Source organism: Parashewanella sp. 2210YD4-3 (assembly GCF_056591735.1).
In genome coordinates this window covers 90137-114141 of record NZ_JBWQOG010000010.1, presented here as the reverse complement: position 1 = coordinate 114141, position 24005 = coordinate 90137, and the positions used below count along the sequence as shown (strand labels likewise).

Here is a 24005-nt window from a genome sequence, read left to right as displayed (position 1 = left end):
TCAAATGTTTTTTAAGCCGAAATAGGAGTGTTGTTAAATTCGAATGACTCTACCCTGAAAGGCTTGTAATGCCACCAGCTAGAACCTTCATTCATATTTTTTAGAGTAAGTACGTGATGAACCATGCATTTCAGATCTGGCAAGCTATTTAAGTGATGGCAGTATCGAGTTTCATTAAAGTTAACTCTTGCAATAAAACCACGGTGAGTATCGAGTTGCTGATATTCAGTTTCTGAGAATGAATAACCTGCAAACCCTAAGTTATTTAAACTAATACATAGAGGTTGTGTTTTCGCATCAAGAAGGTGTTTAACGAGCTCAGCAAACTCACTGCCATTTGTTGCAATCGAGCCTCGGGACATACCACTATTAAATGATTTCTTTAAATACGGTAAAGCATCATTTAAAAGCTCGTACTCCGAACCCACGAATAAAAAGCCCCAGCTAGGATCGCTAGGATATACATTACTATCATGAGTCTTAGCTAAAACGATGACACCTGTATCTAGTGGCAAGAGGCCACTCGCTTGAATTGGTTCAGGAAGAGGAACGGAAAACACCTTTATATCTGTATAAATTGTAGAACTCATAGGAAACCTAACTACATGGTTGGTGCCCCGAAATAACGGGGCGATAGAATGGTTAATTAAACTGAAGCCGCTGCGAGCGAATGGCCTTGATCTATAAGATTTATTAACCATTTTCTTAGAAACGAATTATTATCTTTTTTTATAGATGGGTAGTAATTATTCGCATCTTGATAGCTACGGTAATAGCGAGGGGGGATGCTCATTTCAAAAGTGAGGGCTTCAGCTATTTTTCTGTCAAAATGCACCACTATTACTTGTTCAGGATCTTTGCATAGATCGCCATTTTGCTTGTAGTAATGAACCAACGACACAGCAACGCTATTACCTTCACTTAAGTAAGTAGGAATGTTGTTATGCATAGGGATTACTTCAACTTTAAGATCCATATAGCCATCTGACTTATAAGATCCCTCAACAATAGCCCCCTCTTTAATGATCCCTAATTTCAGCAGACGTTCAAAATTCATTTGTTCAGCGCTTCTGCGTGGCTTTCTAAGTTTTATCATGCTTGCCTCTGCAATAGTGGTTGGAAGTGAGGCAAACATACATATCTCACCACCAGCTGCAGCAAAACTCCATCACCACCCATTTCTCCAATCACTAAGAAACAACTCTTTTTCAGCGATAGCTGAAAATAAAAGCCATGCCACATGGAAATCAGAAAAAGAAAAGCCCTAACAATAAGTAGGGCAATTGATTAGCATAGTGCAGAGAGGAGAATCCATATATCGGGGCAGATTTATTTGCTCAACGTCTCAACTCCCGAATAAGAGGCCTTTTTTCCAATCTCTTATATCTTGCAACTCATCAGCGAGTGCTTTTGATGCCTTATCTTTAAGTGAATTCAACATCATAGAGTATCGTGTTATATGTTTAGATATCTCCCTAGTAATGGCTCTGTGCATTGGCACCTCTATTGACTGACCTATTATCTCAGCACCTATTTCTACAGTGAAAGCAGAGAGATCAAATCCATCCACAAAACCCATTAGTTTCATCAAGGCTCCGTTATCAGGCATTAGATATTTTTCATTGTGATAGATATACAGGCTATCCTTAGCTTGACGGTTTTGGCTCTTAGTGATTGCTGGGGTAATTACATCCCCCTTACTGGCTGTTCTTATTCTCCCTGTTTCAATTCCTTTTTTTACTGAGCTTGTATGAGATACATCACGAAATAAATGTAAGTTTACATCAATTACATCTCTCCATGCATGCGTGGTTCTGCTAACTGCATCTGGAAAAGTAAACTCAGTAGGCAGAACACTAGCAAACATAAAATATCGCTCACGATTTGACATACCGTTATAGTCCTTCGCACTCATAACTTTCTCATGGACGTTGTACCCAAGACGCTCTAAAGCTTCTCTAAACAGTTTTGCTTCTACACTGCTATGAAAAGGCTTTACATTTTCCACCAGCAAGCATGGACTACCAACCTTCTTTATCGTATCAATAACAGACAAAAACATATCTCTTGTACTGCTTAAATCAGCAATTGATTGTTTTCGCGCTTTATGCGTTTTTAAGCAACTAAAGTCATCACACTGAATTGATATTTGAAGAAGATTGGGGCGCTCTGATATAAGATCAGAAACAGCATCTACATTAAACTCATAGATATCCTCATTGAATATTGCTTTAGTGTGCTTGCTATTTATTGCCGCACACAATGCACCTGTATCTGTTTTGTCGTTATGGATCACAACGTTGTTACCAGTTGCTTTGCATAGGCTCTTTTTAAAATCACGCTTCTCTGGTGGGCGATAATCAAGTGTATAAAGATTTCTGAATCCATCAGCTTCAAGTGCAGATACATCAACACCTGAGCTGCATATAGAAAACGAAGTAAAGGGCGAGTTTGTATTAAACTGCTTTAACACTCTTCTTCTGTATGAATTATTGATACTTTGCTGAGCCATTATATTGTAGCTATGCTTTGGGATTCCGTTTCTATTGTCATCTCCTAGATACGCACACAAACCACCAGCTTTCGCTTCTATTTTATAACCTAGCCTTCTTAGCTGCAGTTGAAACAGAGTACATTCCTGAGACTCTGAAAATCCGTCCTCAGCTGATATATCAATTTGATTGAAGGCCTTTTGCTTAATAATTTCAAGCGCGTCTAAAATTGGCGTATAAACTCCGTCATTATTTGGAGAACCTAATGATATAGAAGCGGCAGCTCCTTTGCTGGTGGCTAAATCTTTGTGACTTTGCACTGGCCTGAACTCAATCACACCTTTTTTAAAGATAACGTGAACATGAGAAGCATCCCCTAGAGTTTCATCTATAAGCTTTTGATTGCGCATGTCAAAAACGGGTTCAACCCCTTTTCTATTGGCATAGGTTCTTGATGAGATTTTTCTTACCTGAGTATCACCAATTGAAGCAGGCCTAACTTTAAATCCGTTCAACTCTAGAGGCTCTACTACAACCTTTACACCTTCCCCCATTCCTACTACAGAAAGAAGCTTCGAGGAAACCACTACCTTTCTCTTGTCGCTATTGGCACCAACACGCATAACCTTCAGCTTTTTTGTGAAACCTTCAAGCTTTTGCAAAGCAAGATTAATGGATGGAACGAGTTTGGATTTTTTGAATTCAATCATGTTAACCCCTATTTATTTCAATAGGGGCAACATATCTAAATGATAAAAATAGGCAGGAAAGTTGCGTTTAACTGGAGAGCATTAATTCTTTTGAATTACTTCTTGATTTAAAGCGTTTCCGCGTAGATCTTTTCGAGAAACTCCTCAACAAATGTCAAAGTAACATCTATATATTCCCGCTCAATTTTTATAAACATATGGCTGCGAAGTGAAAGGTTGTTACTATTCTTTACGATATTTTTAAGAGCAGAGGTATTTCTGGCGGTTTCTATATTACCTTCGCTATGTACAATGCAATTTCTAACTTTATTCAACTCAGTTAAAGGTTGCCATTCAGCGTTTAATTTATCGAATTTCACATTAGCTAGTTTTTCTAGATATTTTTTGGCACGAACAATCCCTTCGCCTTTCATATCATCCAACTCAACAGGGTAGCCCTCATGCCTGCATAGGTGTTTGCACAATGAATTTAGTGAGTTCTCTAGAAATGAATATATGGAGACAACGGTTGACCTTCGGTAGAGATCAATGTGGATATCTTCAATTTCAAAATACCCATCTGAAAAATATTCATTTACTTCTATAATATCCTCTTCACTTAGCCCCTCAATTGATTCACTATATGCCTTCTCGATTGTTTTAATATCATCATTGAACTTTGATTCTAACTCTTTTGAATAACACCTGAATTGCTCTAGAGCATTCCTCGTTTGGTGGGTAATCGCATATGAAAAAATCTTACCACTCATCACTTTTACGTCTTCCTTGCATTTCAACAGCATTTACTCCTATTAATTTGAATGTATATAACACCCAACCGAGCTAACAAAAGGTTGTAAGCTAGAGTTTAAAGCTCAGCGGTGAAGGCATGCAAGGAGATAATTAACAATAACTACGCCCCCTTAAAGGCGCGAGCATTGTAAATTTCTGAGTGAGTTTCGATTAGCTTTAGCTTCTTTATGTCAGAGTGAAGAGGATTAACAACCAAGATACTCTCAAGCCCACCAGTGACAGCGGAGCTTGGAACTTCAAGAGCCAGTGATTTACCAGCAACTAGAAATGCAGAGCCTATGTTTTGTGTGGACATTGGATAAGGAAAATCTGACCAATCTGAATCTAATTCAGAGACATGAACCTTCTCAATATCAACATCACCAACTATTTCATACACACACATCACACTACCTTTTGGCAGCAATCGTGGTGTTGGAATATAGTTAGCAAGCTCTAACATTGCCACGGATGGAGACAGTGCAAAATATAGAACTGGCGAGCCCTTTAGGTTCCATCTCGCACCATCACGAAAACTTGCACCTTGGCCGTTGTAGTTCTCAGCAAAAGCGATATTTGTAACCCGATAGAGTCGCATCAAGAAAACTCCATCCATTTGATTTTGTTCAATACATCTTTCACCATCTTGCGCCCAATGAAAGATGATAATAAAGATTGAGGTTTCTGGTTATTTAACGCAGGAATAGAAGTAGATAAGAACTCTTCCACCAGCTCAATATCATCGTAAACCTCTAAGCCAAGCGAGTACACTGATAATATATCCAGTATCTCTTCACTTTGATGCCTTGAAAGATGTTTACGCCCATACAAACGACTTAAATTACTAGACTTAACAGAAAGCGCCTCGCAAACCGCTTCCCTCTGCTTTGGGAATCTATTAACTGTATTCCTAACCACTCCACCAGAAACACCGCTTATCGCAAGCTCGAACATTTTCTGAGGATTAGAGAAGATAACCGACTCAATACCTACATTTTCAAACAGTGTGTTATTCATAGCGATATCCATTAATTATCCTCCCTTAATGATACACCATATTGACGAGCAAACAACATCATAAAGATGAATTCATATTTTCTACATATTCAAACCTTATGATTTTCGCACGACCTATTCGCTTAAACCTTTTTTGGTTAGGAGTATAATTTGAATACGATGAAGACTTTTTGTTTCTGAAACCTAAATCTACGGATTCACCGTTATCCATATGTGCAAGCAAAGTGTATTTATGCTCCATCGCATCTAAAATGGGTTGAGCGTCAAGTACACCCGATTGAACTCCAAATAGTTTTGCTACTCTCTTAAACTTTTGGCTATGCCCATGCTTTAAGCCAATTGCTAGGTGAGCAAGCTCATGTCGGATTGTAGATCTAAGCTTTCTGGTCGCTGTGGTGCCAACAAAGCAATCATTAATTCGAACAACGCCTTCAGGCGTAGCCCATCCCCATGCACTTTTGCTCTTACACAATTCTAAAGTAGATGGTTGATGCACCCATTTTTCAAGTGGATATGTTTGTCTAACTGATTGAATAGCTGAATCAAATTCAGCCTTAATTATTGCTTCGGTAATCATAAAGCCTCCCAAAAAGAATGAATTAAACATACACACTTAAGAGAAGGATTCAGAAAAGTTACAGTGTTCCCAATCACATAGCTGGATGAGCTGAATTGCGTTAGCAATTTAGGGAAGATGAGTGATTTTATGGTTTGGGGTTGACCCGCTCATCGAGAGCAGGCCATACATGCGACAGGGGCTTCAGTTATATCAAAGTCATCCACCAGCTCTTCCAAAGAAGGCTTTTCGTATTTTGTAACACTTAGGATACGTCCATATTCTTTTTCATGTTTCAGTTTTTCGATAGAGTTAATGGCTTGCTTACTAATTGTTGGGTCAAAATGATGAACATTTTGCTTTTCACCTTCAGTAAGAAGTATTCTCTCAGCTACTGCCACTGTCTTACGAATAGCGAATAACGGAGTGCGGTCGTTTTGCCAGGTAAACACACCTGTCGGGGCTGGTGGAATTTCATTTTCAAAATCATCAACTTCTATTTCAAAGATGTAAACCTGACGTTCACCAGATAGCTTTTCTTCGCTTTGCGAATACAACTCTTTGGTCTGAAGTCTATGCAACCAAAAATGCTTCAAGGCTTTTTTAATGCCTCCCATCGATGTGGAATAGGTAATTAACTTTTCAAAAAACACCATTGGTTGAGCAAGGAACCCATAAGAATTTGACTCGTAGTGGTATTCCACAGCAACATACAAACGCTTGCTGTCACTTGCCCCAAATAAGTCATCGATGCCGCTTACCAGTTTGTTCTTACCACGTTCAGACTCGAATCCGAATGCTTTATATCCCAAATCAGATGGTCTGTAGTAATTAACCCAGTTACGACCTACGTTTAAAATTTCTGGGATTGATTTTGGTAGTGCTTTGTAAATGTTCAAAGTGGATGCTGGTACGTCTTCTGTATTCCCTGCTCTTTCCAGATCAACTGGAGAAGTCTTCCAAGCTGAGACGATCTCGCTTCTTCGAGAAAAAATGCAAATTTTGCAGCCGCTTCTCGACTTGTCGAGGTAGTATCTTGGGATTCCCTGAATCTTTTCTACTATCATGTTTACGTCAGACTTCTTAATACCTAGAGCCTGTAACGGGTATGAAGATGCGATGTGCTCTTCTTTCCAGTCGATACCTTCTCTCTGGGGTTCATCAGCTCTAAGCCCTACAAACTGAATGAAAACAGAGTCTTCCCCAAACTTCTCTTTCAAAGCATTAAAGAATTTTTTGATAGGTAGAGTTTTCAACGTCTGAGTGCAAGAACGATGAAGCTGGCTAGGCAGAAAGTTACCATGACGCTCAACGCCTTCTAGCAGCCCATATTTTGGCTTAATTCTTAGTATGTTTCGGCCTGTGATTTTTTCGAATAGCTCTAGAGCTTCCTCAGTGCCTTCCGCTTCGATACCTGTATCGCAATGAACAAAACACAAAGGAGCGGAAGGATATAACGCAATCAAAGTATAAGCCGTTGCAAAGCTATCCAAACCACCACTAAGAGGCACAATTAAAAAGTTCTTCTTTCCTTCGATTTTTGGCAGTTCAAACTTACCCGTTACATAAGTAGAGACCGATTCTTTAATGAGTTTTAAGTTGTTCATTTTCATCACACCGTTTTGTATTCTTGCTTGATGAGATAAACATATAATCTGGGGTTTAATTTGCAGAAAAGTTAAGGGGTTAACCCCAATCAATAAGTAAAAAATAAGCCGCAAGGCTATAAAAAAAAGCCCCTTTCGGGGCTTTGGGTGGGTCATGGTTGGGTTGGGAAAAGGAGCTGGTTAAGCAGCTTTTTGTTTGGCTCTGATTGCTTTAGCCTCAGCCAAGATAGCACCTAGCTCAGAGAATTTCATAGCCTTTGATTTAATAGTGATTTTCTTTTCAAATGCAAGTACAATTTGTTCCGCGCTCATATTGAATTACCTTCTAGATTTAATTTGAATGCCTTGCCCACTGAGACCTGCTAGTTAAAGTGGGCAAGTTAGTTCCCTTTGAACTAATGTAAACATACCCTTCTGAAAGCATCCTTCAGATTAATTACGCCTTCCAAGGTACTTATTCATTGGCTAGATGTATTTTTTTAAGATCATCGCTTCGAATTGGCTGACTTCATCGGCATCTTGAAGAAACATTTCTATATCACCATTCAAACAGGTTGCAGATAGGTGTTTCTTAACCCACGCGAAACCACTTAGATCATTACCGTAATTCAAACTTTGGAATGCCCGTTCTTTAGCCTCATCCATAGAATCAGCATTAATCAAAACTTTGGAATCTACTTCTTGGCCATCGATAATGGATAAAATCTTTACTAAAAAGTATCGGCTGCTTGCAGGCTCCTTTAGCCCATCCACCAGCTCAGAAATCAGATACTCAATTCTTGATGCTCTTGAATCAATGACTTCAAAAATATTGTTGGGAGATGAATGCTGATATCGCTCATTAGAGTTATGGCACAAAAAAGCATCTTGCTCAGCTTCAGAAAGCTCTAGGAAGTTAATTGGAAGCTCTTCGTTTAAACATGCGCCAGAAGCGGCTTGAAGAATTAAAGCTTTTTGCGGTTCAGTGAATGTGTTCATTTCCACACCTCAATATTCATAAAAGATGGGGAAAACGTAGCGGAAACCGCAACAAATGCAGCGAAATTACGACATCATTCCAATTAATAGTAAAAACATAGAAAAAGGCGATAGCCTTTTTTGAAAGGCCTAAGGCCATGGTGAAAGGACTTAAAAACCCCTAATATAGACATTGGCACCGTACAGCACCACTTCTTTGCATTTCAAGTCTTTATCGAGTAACTCACCAGATTCTCGAACAAAAAACCATTCTTTTAAATAAGGACTGTACGTTACACAAGTGAATGAGTCATCGGGTGTAAAAACCCCGTCAAAACAATCCTCAAAGCAACCCCTCACGTAAGCGTGAACGTTTCTAGATTTTTGCTTTAACACGCGCTGGCGACTTGCCTCGGACACTTTAAAAACGGCATCCTGTAGCACAAGTATTTTCCCATAACCGCTCACCTTTCCTTTATCTTCACCCTTACGTTGTTTGCATGAATAAAATTCAGGTTTGTTAAGGTTTCGATACGAATCGACTTCTTGACCACGAGTAGTAAACCTTTCTACCTGTTTCCCATTAGAGTTAATAACAGAAACAAGCTTTTCTTCTTGAAGTAAGCTCGTACCTGTAATGTATTCGGTTACTGGCTTTACTACAGTCTCTACACATTGATAATCAAACATGTCTGCTTGTGATAAATACATATTCACTCCTATGACTAAGCTGCGTTAGATTTATGACAATGCCAACCAGCGTCCACGAGCCGACCAATGCGACACATTTGACTCTGACGCTTTTCATTTTTCTTTTTCGCTGGAGAGCCGAAGCATTTAGCAATAGCTTTTATCGCTCTCATAGCATCAGCATATGAGTTTAGAACCATAGTCCCATCAGCAAGCGTTCTGTTGTATCGAGCAAATTTATTCGCTTGTTTTAACCAGTAGTTCAATACAGCCTTTTTTTGGGAGGAATCTTCTTGGTTTTGCCAGTGGTTGATGTATTCAATGATTTCGTCAAGTTGGTGATTCATGCTAAGTCTCCCTTGTTGGTATAAATAAAACATACCAGGATGAGCATGTGGGGCATTGAAATTGCGGAGGATGAGCGGGGATCGGATACATCCCCATTAAATAGATAGAAAAGCTTTTTCTTTATCTGGGGCTTGTTGTAATGGTATTAATGCCTTTCAGTATTTTCTCAAACTCAACGATTAAACTATAAATACCAACCCGATCACCATTGGCTGTCATTCTCGCAATTGCAGCTACAAAACAGCGGCCAATAGACTCAACTGAATGATTACTCAAACCAATACTAACGAGTTCACAACTGTTGAAAAAGTTAAGCTGGTGGGATAATTCCATCTCTGCACTATTCAGCTGAACTAATTCATGAAGAAAAGCCGCAACACCTACCCTGCTTTGTTGCCTTGCTAGGTGTGACAAGCACACATAACGTTTAGCTAGCTCACAAGCTTGGAGCATTTTTAAAGCTTCTTCAGCTTTCCCTGATGCTAAGAGTATTACAAGACTATGGGAAACACTTAAAGCAGATTGATTAGGCATAACATTTTCCATTTTCACCTCCTACTATCTAGATAATTTGAACATATCAATAGAGAAGATAAATTCAGATAAATTAACGTGTTAGTCTTTTGCAAAATATCTGCGCTTTCAACAGCTATAAGTATGTTTTAGCTCATATGACCTATTCATCGAATTCATAACAAAGGAAGTAGAAAATGACAGAACAACTAAAAGAATGGTTAACATCTTTAGCAAAACGCCAGAACTCGAAGGCCATTGAGATACTCGAACTTATCCATCAGATTGAATCTGAATCAGCGCAGTGCAAACAGACACTCGAATTAGTTACATCTCAAGACCGTTACAGATGTATTTCTGTATCAACCTCCCACCTTGATGAGGCATCGCGCAAAGCTTTAACGGCTTTAGCTAACACATCACATATGATTTTTCAGCGGGATACTGGATGGTTTGTGAAACTGTATGATGAGCTAGAATACAACACCGATTTACCAGAGCAAGAGGTGAGCGGTCTAAGTGAATTCCCTTTACAGCTTAAAGAAATATTTGCAGCTGCTCTTAGTGCGGATTACCGAATGATTGAGTTTGATTCTGATGGTGAAGTCTATCAATCCTTTGCTAAATATGACATCTAACGTCTTTTTTAGGTAAAAATAAAGGTAGCTATTTGAGGCTACCTTTTTTTCATTTCTACGACCCCTTAAGACCAATCCAAGATTGCTCTCCTCAAGCCTTTACCTACTATCAATACCCTGTTGTCTTACTTGCTAAGCAACATTTATGGCCAAAAACGCCAGAGGAATAATTAACTACTCCCTCCGACTTCTTGTGCTGGCTCCAAAACCTCTTCATCTCAACCAGTAAATATGTCGCATCAACATGCTTACCACAAACCTCACAATTTCCATATCGTTCACTGCCAAATTTAAGCTTAGTCAGTCGATAAGCAAATCCAGAGGCAAGCTTCAGTTTGGTAGAGTATTTACCAGCATTATCTTTGATCATTTCCTTTAGGTGGTGCTCAGCCTCTTCATATGTCTCAAAATCGTCTCCAAGCTCCTCGCCAGACTCTACATCTTGAATAATGAACCAAGCAGTTGAACTATGGTGGTTAATTCTTTTCTTTACCGTAAGCTCGTAAGTGTTCATAGCCATAATTGGTCCTTTTATTATTGAGAGATACAGCTCATTAGTTTTTGATGAGTTGTTTTGAATGAGGTAAATGTAAAAAGTGAGGCGTCTCGCTCTATAAATGCGTTGATGGCTTGCTCTTGTGCATCGAGTAGCGAAGACTCCATATTCAAAACATCATTCTGAGAGCTGGTACTTTGAATGTTACTTGACGCTGAGCGTAGATCAGCATTTAACAAATCAAATAAAGTACTTCCTAATTCATGTTTTTGCGCTTGCTCGAACGGATTCAAATCAAGACCTTTTTTTACGGTTTCATCATTTACAGATTCCTGAGGATTATTTGACTCTACACTCTTTATATTTGGTTCAGAATCTAAGCTGGTGGTCACGGCAATAATTGCTTCGTTATAAGTGTCGTATGAATGAAACTCTTCATAAACTCCACAAACGGCTTTATAGGTCACAAACTTACACTGACTAAAGCCAATTCGCTTTGTGTAGTGAGTTGGCGCAATGACAACCTTAGTCAGCTTACATCTTACGGTTTGAACATCTCTTATGACCCAGCCCTCATTTATACTCACTTGAACAACATTCTTATCAAGCTGAAGGTCAAAACGTGAACCTGAGTGTGTGTTTGATTCAATTGCTTTTTTAGCGCGTCCACCTGTCGAGTAGAGACCTCCACCTTTTTTAGTGAAATCGCTTTTAGGCAAGTGATCTAAAATCAAATCACACGTCTCAAACCTTTTTTGAAAATCAATTTCTGACATTACATTTTGGTTAACACTTGGCATAAAACGCCCCTCCCTTAATCGATTGAATATCAACATAAGAGTTAAATAAAAGTGTTCAGAAATATTGCAGGCAGAAAAAGAAAGCCCCATAGCGGGGCCGATATTAAAAACTCTAAATGAATCTTATTTTAAGAAGATGAATCCCCCACTCGGCTCTCAAGTTTGGCTCCCTCAAGCGATATAACATGAGTAGGATCTTCTTGGTTTATATCCCCATAAACCACCACCCTTAACTCTCCATCATAAACTTCAAAGTAAACAGGGGTTCCGTTTTGGTCTTGGCTGCAATGATCACCATAACTTTCAAAATGAAGTGCAATACCTTGGTCTTGGCAACTACCCTCAACAACTTTTCCCTTAACTTGATTGCTAACGCTAAAGCTCAACGTTGCATCTTCTATTGAGGTATTGATTGGCGGCTTGTCACAAGCTTTAAATTCACTCCAACAGGTTTTCCCTTCATGAAATATAAGAATGTATTGACCTGCAAGCTCATCGTTTAGCATATCTTCTTCAGAGACATTAAGCATTTCAGCAAGAGATTCACAGACATCATCATCAAGGGAAGAAGCATCCAAAATAAACTCGTTAGATATATCATTTCTTTTGAAGACATCGAAATAATGTTCTATCTCTCGAAAAGCTTGAACGGTCACTTCAAGCACTAAACCATTAAACTCAGATATGTTTCTATTACTCATAACCACCTCTACAATACAATGAGCAGTTAAAGTAAAAGAGGCATAGGAAAAAAGCAGAAAAGTTGAAATAGTCCCAACCATACGCTTAACAGATTGAATTACTGCGATAGCAGTGATGAGAGATGTTAGCGCCTGTATGCAACCAAAAACACTAGGCACAAAAAAACCTCCAAATGGAGGTTCTTTAAGCAAAGTTAGATATTACTCGTGATTAGCTTTATTGGCGACAAAGAAAAACATTCCAATCAGAGCAAACGAACCTAGGGCAACGCAGCCTGTCCAAATCCACATATCCATCATATTGTCTCCCTCTAACTTTCTTTTTCTATTGTTGAGATTAGCACAATTACGCCACCAGCGACAATAAGCACAAAACCCAAAAAGCCGATTGTTACTGTATTGGCAATGTCTGACATTGCTTCGGCTCGTTTAAACATAATACCGATACCACTAAATAAAACTAGCGCAATCCCGATTGTTCTCAGAGCATCAGCGAGATACTTTGCAAGAGCTTCTACCTTTTGCTTCATGAATCGCCCTTATCGCTGTCTGGAAACGTGATATTTGCGTCAGCGATGTCACCCATAAGCGCATCAAGCTCTTTTGATCCTTCACCAAGTGCAAAGCTTGCGTATGTTTCTACATCCTTAACACTGTTTCGCCATTGCTGGGTGTCATTAAAATGCTCAAGTAGACCATGCTTTTTCATAATAGGTAGTAAAGCTTTTTCACAAACTTCCTGTACCTCTTTTTTGCGAGCATATTTAAGCATGTCTTGGAAGCATTCTTCAGGTAAAGCTTCCACTGTACCTATGCAAGTGTAAGGGGCTGGATACATAACGGTTTTATGACCGTCCATAATCCCCTTAAAATCCTTATGAGTGTGTTTCCAGATCAAATCAATATCTGCTTGAGTGCGTTTAGAATTGTCTTTAGAGTCTGTCATTTAGGAGTCCTTTTCGTTGTTCCCGTTGATTTAGTGAAAACATAACGAAAAGAGAAATCCGAGCAGATTTATTAAGCCTTCATTCCATAAAATAAAACAACATATTCAATGCATTAGCATTGAATGAGCAAATAGTTATTCCAACAGATAATAAATACCCTCAACTACTAACATTATGAAATTTTATTTATTAGACTTAAAGCATGTGAAGCGCATTTTCGCGGAACAAGGACCTTTAGCAAGTCCGCAAAGCCATGACCAATGGCACCAAAAAATAAAACATAACATGTATAAAAAAAATGAATCTAACAACTCAGCGAGTTTCGGTAATTGGATTGAAAGAGTAACTAAAATAATTGCAAACCTGACCCTTTTAATTGCGTCTTTAACTTTGTTAATAAAAAAGTCACGTTTGTTCGGATTGGAAATTTACGAATTAATTCTTTTTTCTGAGAATTTTGTTGCTCTCCCCTTTTAAGCTAAACCTCTTTGGACAAGGCTTGCCTTAGCAAGCCTTCTTTTACCAACAAATGTCTGTCGTTGCATCGACTGGAGAATCTGAAAGCGAGACTACAGCATTAAAGCTCGAAGAAGCCTCTGATGATGAGATAAAATCGACACTTTCTTTCTGAAGCAGCTCTTTTCTATTTTCGATGTTGCTTTGGTTCAAAAAATTCAGCTGCAGTTCAAGCATAGTCCAATCGTGACCTGTGTTATTAATAACATCTAACTCTGCACTACAAACTTGGCCAACCATTTCATTCCATTGCTTTGTATTCTTAGAGGCCAGATTGATTAATTGCTTTCTCAGCGTGATATCAACATTAAATGCTTTTCGAATCTTTGGTGACATCAATGACTTAATACCGTCAATATCAGTAAATAGATATTTCACCGATTCGATAAACCCATTATGCGTATGGAATTCAACTTTATTATTCAAAGTATCAAATCCAGTTTGCCCCACACTCAAAAGAAATGAAGTGAATCGACTTCGATATAGACTATAGTTAACCCTTTCCTTCACATTCTCAAAGGCATTTTCCATCGAACTCAAAACATACCCGTATTTATCAGTAGAGTAGTCCTTAAATGCTATTTTAAGCTCTTTACGTCGAGAATTACGCATAGCTCTAACTAAAAGCAATTTATTAGCTTTCTTTGACCTAAAGGCGCTCATAAGCATTAGCTTACTTAAGCGGACTGTTCCATGAGAGCCTAACGCCTCTTGCACCTTTACAGGTAATACCTTGGTTTGTGTATATTCGGCTAATTGAGCATCATTGAAAAAGAATAGTCCCAGAGAATGGAAGTATGAGGTTCTTCGTAAAATGCTCATCAAGTTTTGCTTAGCATTAGGCTTCAATGAAACAATACCGTATCTCATAAATGTTTCTAAGGTTCCCATACCAGGGTATCTATAGATGCTTTTCTTCTGCAGTTTGCTGGTGGACACCCACTCATCATGAGATTTCAAAGCTCTTTCATAGCCATCAAATTGAATCCAGTTATCCAAAGAATAACCATCGATGTAATAGCCACCAGCGATTTCAGTATTTACATCTAAAATTGGTGTTAAGGTATATCCATTATCAGGGAAAGGGATCTCTACATCCTGAAGTAGTGACTTCTCAAGACTTGGCACCACACTCCTTGCACCAAACGATGGAGAATCAAGCGAGGTTCTTCCGCGCTCAACAACAATCTTTTTCCCATTAACTGATCTCGATTTAACAATTCTTCTCTTACTGAACTGTTTTCGTATTTGTTTCTTAGATGGAGAGTCTGAGAATCGAGAGTATAGAACCTCAGTTCTTAGGCCTCTCACTGGTACAGTATCAGTAGATTTTAAACCAACGAGTTTATGCTGCTCATCTTCAGGCAAATAGAACTTTGCTAACTTAACAGGAACCTTCGCAAAATTATCCACTTTAGTTATATCACAGCCAGTAATGTATTCTTCGTCATGAAAATTAAATCCAGGTTGGTAAAAATGCTGCTCAATACCGTACTCAGGAATTGCCATCACAGCGTCTGGTATATTACTAACTACAGCACTATTAACATCAACTTCAGGATAAGGAATACGAAGCCCCATCTGCTCATATTTTTTAGATACTTTCGCAATACGAGAATTAAGAGTTTGATAAGCACCAGAACCGTATGCTTCTTCTTCAACATCACTTTTGAATTGCTGCATATTATTCCAATGGAACAACGCTCGGTACGGTGGAATGCGAATTCCATCACGAGCATGAATCAATGAGATGAAAATACACTGCTCAAAACTAAGTGGCTTAACAAGGGGCTTAGTTGCGTATTTCCTATAAGCATTTCCAAGAACCTCTTTATCTTCTGAGGATAAAAAGTGATCGGTCATAATATCTTTATAACCAGCATCATCCATTTCATTACCGTATTTGACTTTGATGGCAAACTCTTCTGCTCTCAACTCCTCATCAATCGTTACTTGGCAAAGAAGCAGAATCAATTTATCTAGTGCCTTACCTGATAAGACATTTGGTTGCAGAGCGATTCCACCAGTCAACGAGTCAATAGCTCTTCCCTGCCAAGATCTATATGAAATATCTTCGCTAATATAAGACATGTAGTTACGACACTTTAAAATATTGCCACTGATCACTTGATTTCTGATGAGCGAGTTCATGGCTTCTCCACTGCTATCAGTTTTTACCTTTAAGCAAAGGGTGCAGCCTGTGCGACTACTGGCACCGCAACCACCAGCTTTATTCGACTCACCTTTTACCTTCTTAGAAGACGTAGGACAGGATGAATCAGTAGCGTCTCTGTAAACAATATCTAATAACCTATGATTTTCTGTATAACTTGGAATTGGCTCGAAAGCTTCACTGGGAGAAACGATTGGATTACTTCCTGCCCTTCTGATAATCATCCAGACATGATCTGCAGTCATGTTGCAAATTGGGGTCAGAACCTTTGACTCATTGCTTTCACTGTTTCGAGCAATTAAATCTTCAGCAGTTAAAGTGTCATTATTGGTTTTCTTAAGGCTACGAGCTCGCGCATGAGATTCCGAAATTCGACTACCTAATAGCGTCACTGTCTCAGAGCCATACTCGGCTTCTAACGCTCTTTCGATTATCGATGCATTATCAACTTTTAGAATCACACTACAATCTGAACTGGTTCTTCCTGTCGAGAATAACTTCATGCCAGAGAGATATAAACTAGCCCAACTTTTGGATAATTCAGGTGTAGCAACTCTAATATCCATTTTGAAACCAAACAAAGAGCCAAAAGCATTTAGCTCTTCAATCTGACTTCTTACTAGAAACTCCAACATATGAGGCTCAAGGCCAGTATCTATGGTGGTTACAATAAATGGTGAGTCTTTAGGTATTTTCTGCTCTTCAATGAGCTCTCTATGAGCCTGCAGCGCAGCGAGAAGAAGCACTGTACTATCTTTGCCGAATGATACTGCAGAAATAGTTGTATAATGCTGTTTAACAGTCTTTATTTCTGAAACAGCATTATAAAACAAGTCATAAGCTTCTTTTTCCGTGTCTTGATTAATATCAATCGCACTAGAATTTGAAAATTGAATAACATTATTTGTACTTTCAATAAAAGAAAGTGGAATGTTTAACGCTGCGTTCATTTACCTGACCCATCATGTTGCCTTCTGAATCAGATAATAAAACACCCCCTCAACCTCTTCAGATTTTTTAAGAAACCAATCATTTACTACACATATATGTTTTATGCGTGATTTAGATCTTTTTTCTCTTGTAGCAACTATGCAGTCCTGCCCGACTTTTACCTGTTCATGGATAAACCTTCTGATTGGTAGTGATAGCTCTGGACAAAATATGCTGGTGGCATCTAAAGTAGGAATATTCATAGTTATCACCCTTCACCATCAGCTTGCTCAGCTTCTTCTTTCTCTTGGAGTTTTTTGGCTTCCCGAGCAATTCTCCGCTGCTCAGCTTTTGCCATTAATACCTCATCCTCTACAAGCTCAAGCTCTTCAGGTAACTCAATTCCCATAGAAGAAAGAATCATAGATGCTGTTGCTTTTTGATTAAAAGCCTTATCAGCAAACACTCCCCTGTAATCCCTACATCTGCCAATCCAATCATCATTTTCTTTTGATAAGTCTAATTTGTGCCACTTATCCAAGATTGACCAGTCGGCTTTCTGAGCTCCTGAATTAATAAAATATAAAGCAACAACTTTTCCAACAATACCTAGTGATTTTAAAAACACACTAGTACCAATAATTGTCGATTCTCTTGTATTAATAGCCAAAGTTGATTGAGCCAAAGCATCATGAAGTTGTGGGTGATTAGCTACTACATGAATAAATTTATGAATGAAGCCTTTCCAATAGGTTTGCTTAGCTTCATCCATTTTCTTTTCAAAACTACTTTTCGTGGTTCCTGTAACCAATTGAACAAATGCCACCAGCTGATTCAAAGTCCAAAGCATATTCGAAGTTGAAGAAGCTGATACAGAAGCTTGATGAAAATCCACTCTGCTTTTCAATAATTCATTCTCTGCTATTAACGCTCTAGTGAATTTGTTGATGCTGACTCTTGAGTCCATTGCTACACAAACGGATTTGTTTGGTTGGGTTTGAAGCATGTTAGTGTCGGCAAATACTTGATTATCTCTTTCTACACCTTCAGATTTAACAAACTTAATATCAAGGGAATAAGTATCAAGATTAGGTCTTTTATTTAAAGCTGATTTAATGCCTGACAATCGCCCTTGCCCATCAGTTAGATATCTAAATGCATCTGCAGGTAAAGAAAGTTTGAATACGTTTGAATTTGGTAAAGCCTGCTCTACAGAGAAGTGCTCACATATTGCTATGACTTCAGGAAAAATGAAATCATCATTATCTAAGATGTATTTAGAAATAGAGTTAGTTCTAGAAGACTTTAGTTCACGTTGAATTCGTAGTGCGCCTGAACCAGAATCAGATGTTGGTACTATGTCAAAAGAGTCAGCTAAAGCTTTAAAACCAATTTTGCCAGTATAAGTAGTTCTATTCCCTTCTTTACCAGCTATAACAAAAATGGAGATATCAGAGTCACTTTTAAGTTTAGAGTATAGGTCTGATAATTCATTAGGTATTGAGGTAACTAAGTTCATTTGCGAATTCCTTTGTTAATTTGCAAATGAACATACAAGTAATGTCTTTCTAATTCAGAATTGTTGCAGCGTGTCTTTTAGCTTTTAAAAAATTCAAAGAATCTTGTTAACCTATAGATCTATTTAATAAATATAAAAGATCTATATCTATTGATCTATATAACTATGATAGACTGTGGGTAAGTCAAAAAGCTCCTTAATATCAGCTGGTTGCAGCACTATTAAAAGGTGCTAGATTACAATTAAACGTTGTTTGGGATCATATAGCCGTTTTAAGGGATCAAAAGATCGTTTTAAGAGATCAAATACCCGTCCTTGGAGATCGTTTAAAAAGCCTATCGAGATCATATAGATGTTTTAAAGTGACATTTATATAGCCCAACTTATCCACAGCTTAAATTGTAACCATTCGAAACTTTGAATTGTTATTGGGCGACTAAAAAACCATCTCAAGGATCGTTTATCTGTTCAAAAGTAGCTTATATTTGGCTAAAAGAGATCATTTATTCGTTATTTTTCATTTGGGCGTGAGATTAATCCATCAACCCATCAAATTAGGGATCATCATTTTAGCCCTGAAGTTGCAAGTAATTGTTGTTTAGGTGACAAGTATTTGTTGCCATTAATACCCTTCTTGCGTACTCCCATCCTTCAATTGATCAATTCTTTCAAAGAATACATCGAGATCGTCATCATCTATTTCATTCACAGGCTTTGCATTTGCTGCTTCATGTCTTTCAATTAAAGCTGAGTAAATTTCTTCGGCCTTACCTTCTCTGCCTAATTTAATGTACGCTGCGGCCAAAAATTCAAGCTCATTATCGTCAAGCTGCTTACCAAGAACCCATCTCTTATTTTCCAATTCTTTAATAGTAGATCTGGCTGAAGCTTTATCTAGCTGTATTTCTTTATCTATCCATCTATAGTTAAACTTGATAGCGACAATGCTTCGACCTTTCTTGATTGGAATGAAACCTTTATTTCCGTCTTCATCTGTTAATAGCAAGATTTCATCTTTACACTGTTCTTGTAGAATTTTTAGAGGCTCTATAATACAGCGCTTAACAAATACAGACGGCTTCTCTAAAGATTTCTTGCCAGGCTTAATCTTTCCACGTTCATCAGTGACCCCTAACATAGCTTTCAGGTCATCAATTGAAAAGTTGTTGTTCTTAAACCTAAAGTCATTTGTTTTGAATCTGCTGAGCATTTCATAAATACGTTTAGAATACGAATGAGATATCTTAAAAAATGTTTTGGAGTTAATAAGTGCAAACCCTTTCACATAACCTATATATTCCATGCTTAAAGCATCGTTTGGAATCATGGTTAGCTTTGCATTTTTATAAGATATTTCTTTAAATAGAGGTAAAAACCTGAATTCTTCAGTGTCTCGGTATACCACACCAATCGTTTTTGTTGCTAGCCTGTCAGCCACGGGTGTGAGCGTTGCACTAAGATGTCTTGATTCAATACCTAACCAATCGCTTAAATCAGCTGCTTTGAACTCGTATACAGGAACCTTATTGTTATCCCATTGCTTGGGTTCCATGTGAGCAACCATAATATTAAATAGATTCTGTTCGTGTGGGGTTAAATCCTGTTTTGCGAATACTAGTCTATTACCTTTTTTAATGTTACTAGGTAACTTTCCGTCACCCTTTAGCTTAACTTTTTTTTGCTCAAGAGCTGGAAGTGAATTTGAGTGTTCGCTCATAAAAATTCCTTTAATATCTCACTAGAGATCATTTTCTTTAGAACATCAATTTATCCTTATTATAGTGACAGAAACTTGTTGTACAAAGCTAAATTTATGTCACTTTGGTTTTTCTATTAAATTTCAAATAAATCAATTGGTTGTGTTGAGTATGAATGAGTGTTCTTTTTTCGTTGTTACACAAACTTGGCTTTTTGTGTGCCCTCCTCATGGAAAGAGAACAAATTTATGATCCTTATATCAAACTACTAATTGTATCTAAGTGACATTATTTTGTTGTTGGTTAATTGTGTGAAGAACGCCCTATGTATGGGTAAAGTAAGATTAAAACAATTAGTTACTGGCAAGAAAATAATAGCAGCAGAAATTAGAGATCAAAATTTTGTTGTTTTAGTGAGTTCTGTACGTAAAAGGATCATTATCTTGTTGTTGAGGTACACCTTATGATGGTGACGAAAAACTACAAGGTATTGAAAAATAAAAGGATTGGTATTCGTAGATGTTATTTAAAAAAGGTTGGAGGCGGTAAGGATCATTTATTTAGCCTCCTAAAGTGGTTGGTTTAAGCTTGGTACGTTGTAAAAAGCAGTAAAAACAATTGGTTACGATCTAATTGTTTCTTTTTGATTGTATGGTGACATTTATTTGTTGTTCGACCATGTTTGTAAGTTGTTGATTTTAAAGCATTAATAATCTTGGTTACTTTTTATTGTTGTCTACGAGCTAAATGTATGTCACTTAAAAAGTTTGATAGCAAAGTAGCCATAAAGCTATGGAACATCAAATATAGAAATAGCTCTCCAGTTAGCTCCGCACTATCAAATTTCAAAAAGCTGTTATTCTATTGCAATCATTACAGATGAAAATCCTATTCAGCCAAGAAACGTAAAGCCTTGGTCTATTACTTCTTCCCGTAACAGTAAAGTTTTCATTTGCAAGACGGTTATACACCTTAATTTGGAATATCAAAGGAAAACCTGATTATTTTTAAAAAAAGTTTGAAAATGCTATTTACAAGCTTGAAACACCAGTGAGAGTAATGGCTTTATAAAAAGTATATAAATAAATGAAGTACGAAGAAGGGATAAATTATTAACAACAAAATTGTTACTTATGGTTATAACTTTGTGGTGATTTCACCGTGAAATTTAAAAGTGTTAGTCATATAAAACAATAAGATAGAACTGAAATGTTTTGGGGGAAAATGTCGCTTTCAGGAAATTCTGAAAACGACAATAAGAAAGCTGGCGATAGCCAGATTTTGAGAGCAACTTATTTTTCTTCTTCGGCTAGAACCTCTTTAATCTTCTCTTCAATGGTATCAAGCTGAGTTTTTGTTAGCCGAGTAAATTCAAACTTTGTAATTCTGTCATTATCTATTCTGATAGCCCTTTTCTTTGTTTTTGCATCAAAGGTAAATATAGGGCTCTTTACAGGACCACTCTTCTTAGGCTTCTTAGACTTCTTTAATTTGCTAAACGATTCACTGTATAGCTCTATAACAGTGTCTTTTACTACATCGGTCTTTTCGTCTTTAGGGTTATCAAAATCCTGTAATGCAGTTGATATAAATTCGCTGCAATCAATATCAAAGGACTCAAGGCATTCAGATATATTGGCAAGTAAATTATAGTCACTGACCATTAAGTCGTTAACATCTGGTATTGCTGAAAGGAATTCTGATTTTATAGATGCAGCTTTATCCGCTCTTGATACCTTACTTGGGGAAATGTCCATGATTTCTGCAATTTCTTTCCCCTTAAAACCAGCTTTTTTATATTCCTTCACTTCAAAGCCTAAGTCTCTTAGGTTGTGCTCTTTGGCTGTTTGGACATCACGAGCCAATTGCTTTGCATCAGCTAAGCTAATCTCTTCTTCTGCGAACAAACCCTTTAAAGGGCGCTGCTCACATATCGCAGCCATTCTTCTACGTTGACCATCTAAGACGTTCGCTCCCTCACCTGAATCAAATCCAATAACAGGTGAAAACTGATTGTGCTTGATAGTCTTACGAATATCTAAAACAGACTCTGGAGTAACACTTTTAGGGTCTCGACCGTTTATACTAAACTCAACATAAGTTTCTTCTTCTACTTTATCAGCAGGTATTACACGCCAATTGAACTTGACTACTTTACCCGACTTCAATGTAAAAGTTTGAGAGAACTCGCTAGCGTTAACGTTAGAGCTTGAAGTTACCAGTTCGCTAGAGCTGCCCAAAGCATGCTCTAAAGCAGCATCACTCATACCAAGAATAGGCTTGTTCTTTGCGTCACGTCTTTTAGCCATTTTGGATCTCCCAGTTTTCTAGTAGTAGACGTTCAAATTCTAAAACCATATGCATTACATCGTCTTGCAACTTCTTTAAAGTCTTAGATTTGGTAGAAGCTTCAGAGGGCGATATATCATAAATAGTCGAGTACATAGAGGCCGCATTGATTACAGCCTCACTTTCGGGGAATGGAGTAAAAAACATATCTCTACCACATGCAATCCGAACTTCTTGAGCTATTTTAGCTTGCGTCTGTGAACTGGCTTTAAAAATGGTCTGTAACACCTTTATTTGCTTATAGCCACTATGGTTAAACCCTGCCAACAGTCGATACATTCTTGCTAAGAATCTAAAGTATTTAGCAGAAGAATCTCTATCGTTTTCACTGGCTTTAAATGGAATTAATAGGTTATCTGCTGAATAATGAGCTGCAAGGGTTGCTGCTGAAAACTTAGGGGGCGTATCAATGAGAATTAGATCAAAATCATCTTTTACCGCATCAATAATTGGATTTAAGTCTTTATACGCTAGATATACTTCTTTGTTCTCATTTGCCTTTAAGCGCATGTTTTCAACATAAATGTCGTATTCATCATCGGTTTCACGAGCACACATAACTTTTAAATTTTTGGCATTTGTTTCATAAGTAGCAGATTTACACAAATCAACGAATGTTTCTCCATCCTCTAACTCATAGTTCTTCATTAGAAGATCACCAACAGAAAGCTCATCATCTGTAAATCGAGGCTTTAGTTGCATGGTGGTAGTACCTTGAGGGTCTAAGTCAATAATGAGAACTCTGTACCCTGCCTGTAATTGGTAAACCAAGCCTGAACCTAATGTGACTGTAGTACTTGTCTTACCACACCCTCCCTTTAAGGAACTCACGCACCAGACTTGAGCATCTTTATCTGGATGCCTTTTGAAAAATGGCTCATAACCAAGGTGATCTCTAACGGCATTAATATCATTAAAATCAATGCACCACTTATTTCCATCTTTGTAGTCAATGCTAAGAGTTTCTAGAATAGTGTTCATCTTACGAGAGTGTAAATCACCGCATGCAACTAACGCTTCTGCTTGATTATATGTTCTGATGTACTTTCCACTTGGGCTATCCTCCAAGTTCACCTGCTTATTTTGATTAATGATATTTGAAAGAGATGAAGCTAGGTAGTTAAGCTTTTCTAGCGTTTCTTGTGAACCCTGCATTATGAATTTCCTATATTTCCCAATTGGTTTAAATGGTATCAGGTAATGTGAATAACTCAAGTTCAATTCAATAAAAAAGTGGTGATTCACTAAAAAAGCGTTGAAAGGTGCTTTTTGTGTGTATTTTGTTCTGTTGGTTTGATGCTTGAAGTTGATAAGGAAAGGTATGCAGGTTTGGAAGTGTGGTGTCGAAAAAGTAAGCGACAGACTATAAGAGTAATAGCAATAAGTTCGTGTCGCTCCCAGTCGTTCTTGAAAGCGACATTGCATTTATTTTTTACGCATTTTTCGTGTTGCGTATATGACAAAGCACACTATCCATACAGTAATGAAGCCATATAAAAAAACAGTTGTAATAAGATCCCAGTTTTGGCGAATGAACTTTACAACCACGAACAAGCCTATAAAAATTAAAACCACCAG

The 24005-nt window shown here is 37.8% G+C and carries 25 protein-coding genes; 1 reads left to right on the top strand and 24 read right to left on the bottom strand.

Annotated features, from left to right (window positions below; all coding sequences use genetic code 11):
- Positions 1 to 11: 11 nt before the first annotated feature.
- The 13 genes from AC1EU0_RS14875 to AC1EU0_RS14815 form a co-directional block, all read right to left on the bottom strand.
- Complete coding sequence (locus tag AC1EU0_RS14875) at positions 12 to 590, bottom strand: hypothetical protein (RefSeq protein ID WP_480303325.1); 579 nt, start codon at positions 588 to 590, stop codon at positions 12 to 14.
- Positions 591 to 646: 56 nt separating this feature from the next.
- A complete protein-coding gene (locus AC1EU0_RS14870; RefSeq protein ID WP_480303323.1) occupies positions 647 to 1135 on the bottom strand; it encodes a DUF6908 domain-containing protein in 489 nt (162 codons plus the stop codon).
- A 210-nt stretch (positions 1136 to 1345) separates the two neighbouring features.
- The gene (locus AC1EU0_RS14865; protein ID WP_480303322.1) at positions 1346 to 3202 is read right to left on the bottom strand and encodes a DNA cytosine methyltransferase; all 1857 of its coding nucleotides are present in this window, start codon (positions 3200 to 3202) and stop codon (positions 1346 to 1348) included.
- A 107-nt stretch (positions 3203 to 3309) separates the two neighbouring features.
- On the bottom strand, positions 3310 to 3984 hold the full coding sequence (locus tag AC1EU0_RS14860) for a hypothetical protein (RefSeq protein WP_480303320.1): 675 nt from the start codon (positions 3982 to 3984) through the stop codon (positions 3310 to 3312).
- A gap of 110 nt (positions 3985 to 4094) precedes the next feature.
- Positions 4095 to 4571 carry an RES family NAD+ phosphorylase gene (locus tag AC1EU0_RS14855; RefSeq protein ID WP_480303386.1) on the bottom strand — a complete coding sequence of 159 codons (477 nt, stop codon included), beginning with the start codon at positions 4569 to 4571 and terminating at the stop codon, positions 4095 to 4097.
- Positions 4571 to 4990, bottom strand: a complete 420-nt coding sequence (locus AC1EU0_RS14850; protein WP_480303318.1) for an antitoxin Xre/MbcA/ParS toxin-binding domain-containing protein — start codon at positions 4988 to 4990, stop codon at positions 4571 to 4573. The genes AC1EU0_RS14855 and AC1EU0_RS14850 overlap by 1 nt, the downstream gene beginning before the upstream one ends.
- A gap of 58 nt (positions 4991 to 5048) precedes the next feature.
- A complete protein-coding gene (locus AC1EU0_RS14845) occupies positions 5049 to 5567 on the bottom strand; it encodes a hypothetical protein (protein ID WP_480303316.1) in 519 nt (172 codons plus the stop codon).
- Positions 5568 to 5716: 149 nt separating this feature from the next.
- Positions 5717 to 7153, bottom strand: coding sequence for a phosphoadenosine phosphosulfate reductase domain-containing protein (locus AC1EU0_RS14840; protein WP_480303315.1), 1437 nt, complete (start codon positions 7151 to 7153; stop codon positions 5717 to 5719).
- A 180-nt stretch (positions 7154 to 7333) separates the two neighbouring features.
- Entirely contained in the window at positions 7334 to 7465 is a 132-nt protein-coding gene (locus AC1EU0_RS14835; protein WP_480303313.1) for a hypothetical protein, read from the bottom strand.
- A 153-nt stretch (positions 7466 to 7618) separates the two neighbouring features.
- Positions 7619 to 8131 carry a hypothetical protein gene (locus AC1EU0_RS14830; RefSeq protein ID WP_480303311.1) on the bottom strand — a complete coding sequence of 171 codons (513 nt, stop codon included), beginning with the start codon at positions 8129 to 8131 and terminating at the stop codon, positions 7619 to 7621.
- 150 nt (positions 8132 to 8281) lie between these two features.
- Positions 8282 to 8821, bottom strand: coding sequence for a hypothetical protein (locus tag AC1EU0_RS14825; protein WP_480303310.1), 540 nt, complete (start codon positions 8819 to 8821; stop codon positions 8282 to 8284).
- A 14-nt stretch (positions 8822 to 8835) separates the two neighbouring features.
- Positions 8836 to 9147, bottom strand: coding sequence for a hypothetical protein (locus tag AC1EU0_RS14820; protein ID WP_480303309.1), 312 nt, complete (start codon positions 9145 to 9147; stop codon positions 8836 to 8838).
- Positions 9148 to 9268: 121 nt separating this feature from the next.
- On the bottom strand, positions 9269 to 9694 hold the full coding sequence (locus AC1EU0_RS14815) for a hypothetical protein (RefSeq protein WP_480303307.1): 426 nt from the start codon (positions 9692 to 9694) through the stop codon (positions 9269 to 9271).
- A gap of 164 nt (positions 9695 to 9858) precedes the next feature.
- On the opposite strand from AC1EU0_RS14815, the gene AC1EU0_RS14810 reads away from it, so the two are divergent.
- Positions 9859 to 10299 carry a DUF5983 family protein gene (locus AC1EU0_RS14810; RefSeq protein ID WP_480303305.1) on the top strand — a complete coding sequence of 147 codons (441 nt, stop codon included), beginning with the start codon at positions 9859 to 9861 and terminating at the stop codon, positions 10297 to 10299.
- A gap of 109 nt (positions 10300 to 10408) precedes the next feature.
- Here the strand turns inward: AC1EU0_RS14810 and AC1EU0_RS14805 are convergent, their stop codons facing one another.
- The 11 genes from AC1EU0_RS14805 to AC1EU0_RS14755 form a co-directional block, all read right to left on the bottom strand.
- Positions 10409 to 10819 (bottom strand): hypothetical protein, encoded by a 411-nt coding sequence (locus AC1EU0_RS14805; RefSeq protein WP_480303303.1) that lies wholly within the window; start codon positions 10817 to 10819, stop codon positions 10409 to 10411.
- Between the two features lie 14 nt (positions 10820 to 10833).
- Positions 10834 to 11595: a hypothetical protein gene (locus AC1EU0_RS14800; RefSeq protein WP_480303301.1), complete on the bottom strand. Its 762-nt coding sequence runs from the start codon at positions 11593 to 11595 to the stop codon at positions 10834 to 10836.
- A gap of 128 nt (positions 11596 to 11723) precedes the next feature.
- On the bottom strand, positions 11724 to 12296 hold the full coding sequence (locus tag AC1EU0_RS14795; protein ID WP_480303300.1) for a hypothetical protein: 573 nt from the start codon (positions 12294 to 12296) through the stop codon (positions 11724 to 11726).
- A gap of 311 nt (positions 12297 to 12607) precedes the next feature.
- On the bottom strand, positions 12608 to 12826 hold the full coding sequence (locus tag AC1EU0_RS14790) for a hypothetical protein (RefSeq protein ID WP_480303298.1): 219 nt from the start codon (positions 12824 to 12826) through the stop codon (positions 12608 to 12610).
- Positions 12823 to 13242: a hypothetical protein gene (locus tag AC1EU0_RS14785; protein WP_480303297.1), complete on the bottom strand. Its 420-nt coding sequence runs from the start codon at positions 13240 to 13242 to the stop codon at positions 12823 to 12825. The genes AC1EU0_RS14790 and AC1EU0_RS14785 overlap by 4 nt, the downstream gene beginning before the upstream one ends.
- Before the next feature lie 520 nt (positions 13243 to 13762).
- A complete protein-coding gene (locus tag AC1EU0_RS14780; protein ID WP_480303295.1) occupies positions 13763 to 16882 on the bottom strand; it encodes a phosphoadenosine phosphosulfate reductase domain-containing protein in 3120 nt (1039 codons plus the stop codon).
- Between the two features lie 12 nt (positions 16883 to 16894).
- On the bottom strand, positions 16895 to 17125 hold the full coding sequence (locus AC1EU0_RS14775; RefSeq protein ID WP_480303294.1) for a hypothetical protein: 231 nt from the start codon (positions 17123 to 17125) through the stop codon (positions 16895 to 16897).
- Between the two features lie 5 nt (positions 17126 to 17130).
- Complete coding sequence (locus tag AC1EU0_RS14770) at positions 17131 to 18381, bottom strand: DNA sulfur modification protein DndB (RefSeq protein WP_480303293.1); 1251 nt, start codon at positions 18379 to 18381, stop codon at positions 17131 to 17133.
- Positions 18382 to 19003: 622 nt separating this feature from the next.
- Complete coding sequence (locus AC1EU0_RS14765; RefSeq protein WP_480303291.1) at positions 19004 to 20098, bottom strand: replication initiation protein; 1095 nt, start codon at positions 20096 to 20098, stop codon at positions 19004 to 19006.
- 1272 nt (positions 20099 to 21370) lie between these two features.
- On the bottom strand, positions 21371 to 22387 hold the full coding sequence (locus tag AC1EU0_RS14760; RefSeq protein ID WP_480303290.1) for a ParB/RepB/Spo0J family partition protein: 1017 nt from the start codon (positions 22385 to 22387) through the stop codon (positions 21371 to 21373).
- The gene (locus AC1EU0_RS14755) at positions 22380 to 23582 is read right to left on the bottom strand and encodes a ParA family protein (RefSeq protein WP_480303288.1); all 1203 of its coding nucleotides are present in this window, start codon (positions 23580 to 23582) and stop codon (positions 22380 to 22382) included. Before AC1EU0_RS14755 ends, AC1EU0_RS14760 begins: the two co-directional genes overlap by 8 nt.
- Positions 23583 to 24005: the final 423 nt, after the last annotated feature.